Source organism: Sandarakinorhabdus sp. (assembly GCF_031430775.1).
Classification (GTDB): domain Bacteria; phylum Pseudomonadota; class Alphaproteobacteria; order Sphingomonadales; family Sphingomonadaceae; genus Sandarakinorhabdus.
This window is the reverse complement of sequence record NZ_JANPCD010000031.1, coordinates 1-6,389: the sequence shown is the minus strand read 5'-3', so window position 1 is coordinate 6,389 and position 6,389 is coordinate 1. Positions and strand designations below refer to the sequence as shown.

General features: G+C 66.5%; 9 protein-coding genes and 1 other RNA gene. 3 read left to right on the top strand and 7 right to left on the bottom strand.

Annotated elements, in window-relative coordinates:
- Nucleotides 1-68: 68 nt before the first annotated feature.
- Nucleotides 69-467: RNase P RNA component class A (gene rnpB / locus RMQ73_RS01815), an RNA gene on the bottom strand.
- A 50-nt stretch (nt 468-517) separates the two neighbouring features.
- On the opposite strand from rnpB, the gene RMQ73_RS01810 reads away from it, so the two are divergent.
- Together RMQ73_RS01810 and RMQ73_RS01805 are read left to right on the top strand one after the other, a co-directional pair.
- Entirely contained in the window at nt 518-823 is a 306-nt protein-coding gene (locus tag RMQ73_RS01810; protein WP_310496267.1) for a DUF6522 family protein, read from the top strand.
- Between the two features lie 201 nt (nt 824-1,024).
- Nucleotides 1,025-1,198 carry a hypothetical protein gene (locus RMQ73_RS01805; protein WP_310496266.1) on the top strand — a complete coding sequence of 58 codons (174 nt, stop codon included), beginning with the start codon at nt 1,025-1,027 and terminating at the stop codon, nt 1,196-1,198.
- Between the two features lie 3 nt (nt 1,199-1,201).
- Here RMQ73_RS01805 and RMQ73_RS01800 read toward each other — a convergent pair whose 3' ends face one another.
- The 6 genes from RMQ73_RS01800 to RMQ73_RS01775 all read right to left on the bottom strand — a co-directional run bounded on the left by RMQ73_RS01800 (nt 1,202) and on the right by RMQ73_RS01775 (nt 6,171).
- On the bottom strand, nt 1,202-1,876 hold the full coding sequence (locus RMQ73_RS01800; protein WP_310496263.1) for an N-acetylmuramoyl-L-alanine amidase: 675 nt from the start codon (nt 1,874-1,876) through the stop codon (nt 1,202-1,204).
- Nucleotides 1,873-2,745, bottom strand: a complete 873-nt coding sequence (locus RMQ73_RS01795) for a DMT family transporter (RefSeq protein WP_310496262.1) — start codon at nt 2,743-2,745, stop codon at nt 1,873-1,875. Before RMQ73_RS01795 ends, RMQ73_RS01800 begins: the two co-directional genes overlap by 4 nt.
- Entirely contained in the window at nt 2,742-3,452 is a 711-nt protein-coding gene (locus RMQ73_RS01790) for a DnaJ family molecular chaperone (protein WP_310496261.1), read from the bottom strand. The genes RMQ73_RS01795 and RMQ73_RS01790 overlap by 4 nt, the downstream gene beginning before the upstream one ends.
- Nucleotides 3,453-3,529: 77 nt before the next feature.
- Nucleotides 3,530-4,909 carry a phosphoglucomutase/phosphomannomutase PgmG gene (pgmG, locus tag RMQ73_RS01785; RefSeq protein ID WP_310496270.1) on the bottom strand — a complete coding sequence of 460 codons (1,380 nt, stop codon included), beginning with the start codon at nt 4,907-4,909 and terminating at the stop codon, nt 3,530-3,532.
- 48 nt (nt 4,910-4,957) lie between these two features.
- The gene (locus RMQ73_RS01780; protein ID WP_310496260.1) at nt 4,958-5,371 is read right to left on the bottom strand and encodes a J domain-containing protein; all 414 of its coding nucleotides are present in this window, start codon (nt 5,369-5,371) and stop codon (nt 4,958-4,960) included.
- The gene (locus RMQ73_RS01775) at nt 5,371-6,171 is read right to left on the bottom strand and encodes a division plane positioning ATPase MipZ (protein ID WP_310496259.1); all 801 of its coding nucleotides are present in this window, start codon (nt 6,169-6,171) and stop codon (nt 5,371-5,373) included. The genes RMQ73_RS01780 and RMQ73_RS01775 overlap by 1 nt, the downstream gene beginning before the upstream one ends.
- Here RMQ73_RS01775 and RMQ73_RS14200 point away from each other — a divergent pair.
- Nucleotides 6,170-6,389 (top strand): pantoate--beta-alanine ligase (locus RMQ73_RS14200; RefSeq protein ID WP_409049816.1); only part of this gene is annotated, 220 nt, incomplete at its 3' end. The two genes, RMQ73_RS01775 and RMQ73_RS14200, sit on opposite strands and share 2 nt — an antisense overlap.

Here is a 6,389-nt window from a genome sequence, read left to right as displayed (position 1 = left end):
CCCGCCTCGCCGGCCGCGCTTGCGTGAGTCGGTTTGCAACGCTGCGCGTTGCGCACACGCCGTGCTGCGCGGTCAGAGGATCTGTAAGCCGGGTTCTGTACTGGCCTTGCGGCCAGCGACGATCATTCCTCTAGGACGGCTGTTACCAGCCGCCTCAAGCAACCAACCCGGACGGCGGGGCCGGTTCCTGCCCTGGTGCCCTGCCTTGCGGCGCGGCGCCATACCGTCCCTATTCGGTCTTGCTCCCGGTGGGGTTTGCCATGCCGCTTCGGTTACCCGTCGCGCGGTGCGCTCTTGCCGCACCCTTTCACCCTTGCCTGTCTCCTTGTCGCCAAGGCCCATCGGCGGTCTGCTCTCTGTGGCACTTTCCCTGGGGTCGCCCCCGCCGGGCGTTACCCGGCACCGCGTTCCGTGGAGCCCGGACTTTCCTCCCCTGATCTCTCAGCGGCGATCGCCCGATCCTCTGACCGCACTGCGCCCCCTAGCAGGATCGCGCCCGATGCGGCAATGGTCGGGCATGATCGAAATCGACGGCAATTCCCAGAATGGCGACCAGGCCTTCACCGTGCCGGCTGAAATCATCGCTGCCGGGCTGAGGCTGTTGCCGCAGCAGGTGCAGCCAATGCTGGCGGGGCGGCAGATCACCAGCTGGGTCGAAGCAGGGGTGGACGCGGATTTCGGCACATTCCGTATCACCTTCGCCAACGACCGCCGCCGCCTGCGACTCGTTGTCGATGCGCTGGGCAGCATCATCTCGCAATCGACGCTGGATTTCGGCGACCAGCCGCTTCCCCCCGGCGCGCGGCGGCCGGGCGCTGTTTGAGAAGCAGGCCCGCAAGCCCGGCGCTGCTTGAAAAGCACGCCCGCAAGCCGCGCGCCGGCTGATCGGCACGGCTTGCCGCAATTCGCTTGGCTGCAGCCCGGCAATGCTGGAACATTTGGTTGGTGAAGACGTTACCATCCCGGGCAATGCACCTGGGCACCTCTGCGCCAGCATTGTGCCCCAGAGTTTCGGGAGAGTCTGATGTCGCTGTCTGAACTGCAACGCTTGCAGATCCTTGTGCGCACCGTTCAGGACGCCATTTCCTGTGAACTGCGCCGCCGCATCCCCGACATCATCCGTGTCAAACGCCTGCGCGCGCTCAAGACAGCGATACGCGCGCGCCTTCAATCGGAGATGGCGCCGGTCCTCGCCTGACGGTCAGACCCCTTCGGCGAGCAACAACGCCCTGAGCAGCCCGCGCGTTTCGGCATCGATGACGCCGTCGAACTGCATGGGCCGGAAATGGCGCTGGAATGCGATCACCGCCGCCATGGCATCGCCAACGTCATAGCCATAGCGCCCCAATGCCATCAGCGTGCCGGCATCCGTCCAGCCTGGATCGGGCACTGGCGCCGGCATCAGCGCGAGGCCAGCGCGTGCCAGCCGCGGCCAGTCGAACAGCTCGCCGGGGTCTTCCTTGCGGGTGGGTGCGATGTCGCTATGGCCGACGACATTGCCGGGGCGCAGATCGTGGGTGCGCACCGCGTCTGCTACCAGCGCCTCCACTGCGTCCATCTGCGGGCGCGGAAACGGGCGATAGCCGAATTCATGGCCGGGATTGACGATCTCGATGCCGATGCTGGCGCTATTGACGTCGGTGATGCCGCGCCACCAGCTGCGCCCGGCGTGCCAGGCGCGCTTGCTCTCGTCCACCAGCCGCAGCACCTGGCCATCCTCGGCCACCACCCAATGCGCCGACACCTTGGCCTGCGCATTCGAAAGCCGTGTGATGGCGGCCTCGGCGCTTTGCATGCCGGTGTAATGCAGCACGACCATGGTGACGGGCAGGGCGCGGTCGTCGAAATTGGGGCTGGGATGGTCGATGATGGTCACGGCAGATCCCCGTCGCGGGCCTTGGCGGTGCGAAAGGTGATGATGGCAATACCCACCAGCGTCAACGCCCCGCCGACCATCATCTGCGGCGTGATCGGCGTGCCCAGCACCAGCACGGCGATGCCCACCGCCAACAGCGGCGTCGGCAGCGTCAGCGACGATACCGTTGCCACCGGATACCGCTGGAACAGCCAGCTCATGCCGCCATGCCCCAACAACGACGACAGCAGCGCCGAATAGGCCAGCCAGCCCCAGGTCGATGGCGACAGATCGGCGGCGCGTGCCAGTTGCCCCGGCTCGAACCACAGACTGGCAGCCAGCAGCACCGGCACGCTGACCATCGCCAGCCAGGCATGGATGGTCATGACCGGCACGCCCGCCAGTTTGCGGAACAGCAGATTGCCCACCGCCCAGCAAAACGCCGCGCCAACCGTCAGCAGCAGCCCCAGCCGTTCATGGATGATGGCGGGATCGAAACCCATCACCACCACGCCGGCAAACGACAGTGCAATCGCGGTAATGCGCGGCCAGCGAATGTGCTCCTTGTAGATGACGACCGCCAGCAACAGGCTGAACGGCACGCCGAGCTGGCCGGCAATCGCCAGCGCCGAGACATTGTCCGCCACGCCAAAGGATATGGCGCCCAGCCCCATAAACAGCGCGCCGGCCACCAGCCCGGTGATGATGACCAGCCCCATGCGCCCGGGCAGCCAGCGCAGCCATGGCAGGCAAACCAGCGCCACGATGCTGTAGCGCAGCAGCACCGCCGTGATCGGCCCGGCGGCATCGACGGCTGCCTTTACCGCGACGATATTGCCCGCCCAGATCAGGTCGATCAGCAGGATGAAGGCAAGATGCAGCGGTTTCATCGGCGGCCCGTCAAACGATCATAGGCTGTGTTGATCAACGCCATGCGCGCCTCGGACACGCGGATGAACTCGGCCGGCACGCCCTCGGCCAGCTGCCGGTCGGGGTGATACTGCTTCACCAGCCGGTGATAGGCGGCCTTGAGCGCGGCGGCATCGCTGCCCGGCTCGACACCCAGAACCACCCAGGGGTCATCCTCGTCCAGCGCCAGGTGCCGCGCCCGAACCCGCGCCGCCATGCCGGCATCAAAACCGAACCGCGCCGACACATCATCCAGATACGCCAGTTCGGCATCATGAAAGCCATCCACCGCCGCGATCATCCACAGCGCATCGAGCAGATCCTCCAGCAGCGGCGATCCCTTGCCCAGCAGCGTCGCCGCCTGGTCGGCATAGGCGCCAAAACCCGCCATCGACCCCTTGGCCAGATCATAGAATCGCCGGGCATTGCCGGCCTCGCGGTCATCGACGTGGAACAGGCGTTCGAAAGTCGCGAATTCCGCTGCCGTGGCCTCGCCGTCGGCGCGCGCCATCTTGGCGGCCAGCGCGATGGCGGCAATGGTGAACGCGACGCGCCGCCGGTCGGGGCTGGACAGGCGCAGCACCGTCAAATCCATGGCGCCGCCGGCTGCCGCGCCGGCAAGCGCACCCAGCGGCCCGCCGATCAACAAGCCGATGGCGCCGCCCGCAAGGGTCGCCCAGATGCTCATGTGCGGGATTCCAGCGACATGCGCCGGGACTTAGGCGAATTCGCCCGGCCCGTCACGCACTGCAACATGAAATCGGCTCAATGGCCGGCCAGCACCGGCTTCACGCCGCTGCGCGCAAGCTGGTCATGCAGCGCCGTCGTCAGCCGCGCCAGTGCCGCCTCGTCCCGGCCCTCGGCGCGCGCCGTCAACACATCTTGCGTGTTCGATGCGCGCAGCAACCACCAGCCATCGGGCGTCATGACCCGCGCCCCGTCGGTTTCGTTCACGTCGGCACCATCCGCCTTCAGCCGCGCCAGCACTTCGCTGACCACGGCAAATTTGCGGTCCTCCGACGACTGGAACCGCATTTCCGGCGTGTTGACCATGACCGGCATGGCGTCCTTTATGGCAGTCAGCGACCCGCCGGCATCGTTCACCGCCTCGATCAACCGCACGGCAGCCAATATGCCATCGTCACAGCCGTACCAGCGATATTTGAAAAAGATGTGCCCGCTCATTTCGCCCGCCAGCGGACTGCCGACCTCTTGCATCTTGGCCTTGATGAGGCTGTGCCCGGTTTTCCACATCAGCGGCACGCCGCCCAGCTCGGCAATCCGGTCATACAGCGCCTGGCTGGCCTTCACGTCGGCGATGATGGTGCTGCCGGGCAGGGCCTTGAGCACCGGCTGCGCCAATATGCCGAGCAGCTGGTCGCCCCACACCACCCGGCCCAGCCCGTCCACAGCACCGATGCGGTCGGCATCACCATCAAAGGCCACGCCGAAATCACAGGCTTTTTCCGCCACCACGCGCTTCAGGTCCGCCAGATTGCGTTCGTCGGTCGGGTCGGGATGATGGTTCGGAAAATTGCCGTCCACCTCGGCGAACAGCACATGATGCGTGCCGGGCAGGCGCTTCACCAGCCGCTCCACGACCGGCCCGGCCACGCCGTTGCCGCAGTCCCAGGCGATGGTAAACTCGCCGCCGGTAAAACCGTCCAGCAGCCGGTCCACATACCGGTCCATGATGTCGGCGTAGGCAACACTGCCCGTGCCCGCGATCCAGTCGCCAGCCGCTGACAGCGCCCCCAGCGCGTGAATGTCGGCGCCAAAGAATGGCCGCGACTTCAGCATCATCTTGAAGCCGTTCCAGTCGGGCGGATTATGGCTGCCGGTAATCATCACCCCGGCGTCCAGGCCCAGGTCATACACGGCAAAATACAGCATCGGTGACGGGCCAAGGCCTACGCTGACCACATCCACGCCCGCCGCCACCAGCCCGGCGACCAGCGCGGTTTCAAACCCCGCCGAAGATGCGCGGCCGTCGCGGCCCACGGCAACGGTCTTGCCGCCGCCGCGCCGCACGATGGTGCCGAAACTGCGGCCAATGGCATGGGCGTCGCCATCCGTCAGCGTGTCGCCAACGATTCCGCGCATGTCATATTCGCGCAAGGTGGTGGGGTGGAAGATATGGCCCACGGACACTCCAGACATTGCACGGTCACATGCCCGCAAGATGTTACGAACTCAGTTACGCCCGGCGCCAGCAATGGTTTCCCGCTGGTTCAGCAAATGGTCGCGCGCCGCCGTCACGGCCTGAACCGCGGCCGCCGAGCCGCCGGCATCGGGATGCACCTGCGCCATGCGCGCCCGCCATGCCGCATGGATCTGCACCGTATCGGCACCGGGGGGCAGGCCCAGCGTTTTCAGTGCCATCGTCGTCGCCCGCGCTTGCGGCGATGGCGGTGCCTGTGTGCGCCACCAGACATAGCCGATGCCGCCGGCCACCAGTGCAACGATCGGCTTGCCCGTCTCCAGCATGCGCAGCGCGATCAGCGCGGCGGCGCCGGTGCCGAACAACCGCACCAGATTGGGCAGCAGTTCGCCGCGCTTGTGCAGCCACCAGGCCAGCGCGGCCGCAAGGATCAGCGCAATGGCCATCAGCCCAGCATTTGCGGCTGCCAGCCCGGCAGGTTCAGCCCGGCGATCAACGCGCGCAGTTCCGACCGTGCCGCGACATGGCTCATGCTGAAATCTTCCAGCGCGCTGCGGTCAAGCAACGTCAGCCCGCGCGGGAAAAACTCGCGGAAAATCACACGCTCCGACACGCCGGGAAGCACCCGAAAGCCCACCCGCTTCGACAGGCTTTCCAGCGCCGCGCCGACCCGCTTGCGGTTGCGCGCCTCAAGGGTGGACAGGCGGTTCCTCAGCACGACCCAGTCGATTTCGCCGCGATCGGCCTTGGCGCGGGCGCGGCGCGCATCCCAGATCAGTTCGGAATAGAAACTCGGCCGGCGCACCGCAAACGTGTCGGGATCGACCTGGCCTATAAGGTCGAAATCGACAAAACTGTCGTTGATCGGCGTGATGATCGTGTCGGCCCGCGCCAGCGCCGCCCGGCCCAGCGCCGAATCGCGCCCCGGCGTGTCGATGACCAGAAAATCCGCCGCGTGCTGTGCCTGCGCGATACGCTGTTCCAACTGTTCGACATCGCCGTCACCATCGGCGATCACCGCGACATCCGGCGTCGGCAGCGCATGTCCGTGCGTCTGGCAAAACGCCACGCGGTTTTCCAGATAGCGCGCAACCGTGCGCTGGCGGCTGTCGAGATCTAGCATCGCGGTCTTGAAGCCGGCATGGGCCAGCGCCACGCCGATATGCACGGCCGTGGTCGATTTGCCCGACCCGCCCTTTTCATTGCCGAGCACGATCAGATGCGCGCGGCGTTCAGTTGCAGTCATGAAATCCCCGAAACTTGCGCCCGAAACTTGCCTTCGCCTCGCGTTTCGCAGAAAGGCCGGGCGGCGTCAAAATCGAAAGTGCCCTTGCGTGTCCCTTCCTGTCGTCCGCACCCCCGCCGAGCTTAGCGCCGCCGTCGCCGCCTGGCAGCGCGCCGGCGAAACCGTGGCCTTTGTGCCGACCATGGGCGCGCTGCACGCCGGCCATCTGGCCCTGGTCG

Excerpts from the sequence above, each read along its gene's own strand:
- RMQ73_RS01810 (WP_310496267.1), top strand. The coding sequence starts at position 518 with ATGATCGAAATCGACGGCAATTCCCAGAATGGCGACCAGGCCTTCACC.
- RMQ73_RS01805 (WP_310496266.1), top strand. The coding sequence starts at position 1,025 with ATGTCGCTGTCTGAACTGCAACGCTTGCAGATCCTTGTGCGCACCGTT.
- RMQ73_RS01795 (WP_310496262.1), bottom strand. The coding sequence starts at position 2,745 with ATGAAACCGCTGCATCTTGCCTTCATCCTGCTGATCGACCTGATCTGG.
- RMQ73_RS01790 (WP_310496261.1), bottom strand. The coding sequence starts at position 3,452 with ATGAGCATCTGGGCGACCCTTGCGGGCGGCGCCATCGGCTTGTTGATC.
- RMQ73_RS01780 (WP_310496260.1), bottom strand. The coding sequence starts at position 5,371 with ATGGCCATTGCGCTGATCCTTGCGGCCGCGCTGGCCTGGTGGCTGCAC.
- RMQ73_RS01775 (WP_310496259.1), bottom strand. The coding sequence starts at position 6,171 with ATGACTGCAACTGAACGCCGCGCGCATCTGATCGTGCTCGGCAATGAA.